This is a genomic window from Mesorhizobium sp. M7A.F.Ca.CA.004.06.1.1 (assembly GCF_003999135.1).
GTDB lineage: Bacteria > Pseudomonadota > Alphaproteobacteria > Rhizobiales > Rhizobiaceae > Mesorhizobium.
Genome location: NZ_RZPQ01000277.1, coordinates 1 through 437, shown reverse-complemented (window position 1 = coordinate 437; position 437 = coordinate 1). Strand labels below are relative to the sequence as shown.

2 pseudogenes are annotated in these 437 nt (G+C 65.0%); both read left to right on the top strand.

Annotated elements, in window-relative coordinates:
• Window positions 1-227, top strand: a pseudogene (locus tag EN906_RS38305) (branched-chain amino acid ABC transporter permease); the annotation flags it as partial.
• 2 nt (window positions 228-229) lie between these two features.
• Window positions 230-437, top strand: a pseudogene (locus EN906_RS17540) (branched-chain amino acid ABC transporter permease); the annotation flags it as partial.

Sequence of the window (437 nt, the reverse complement as noted above, 5' to 3'; positions counted from 1 at the left end):
TGAAGGCGTTCGTCGCCTGCGTGATCGGCGGCTTCGGCTCGCTGGCGGGCGCTGCGGCCGGCGGCATGCTGCTCGGCTTCATCGAGGTCGGCCTGCTGGTTGCGTTGCCGCAGGAGTATGGAGGCTTCAAGGACGCGCTCACCTACGGGATCATCGTCGCGCTGCTTGTCTACCGGCCAGAAGGCCTGCTCGGCCAGCGGGTCGAACTCGGCGACAAGGAGATTTGACGTTGTCGCAGGCAATCGAAGAGACCGCATCTCCGTCTACTGCTGTCGCACAATCCCGCGCTGCGCTGACGCGCTCGCTGATCGGTGGGCTGGTAACGTCGGTGCCGGTGCTGGTGGTCGGGCTGCTGATCCTGAATTTCGCGCCGACCTACTACACCTATCTGGCGCTCGGCGCCTTCGTGAACCTGATCGTCGTCGTCGGCCTTCAGG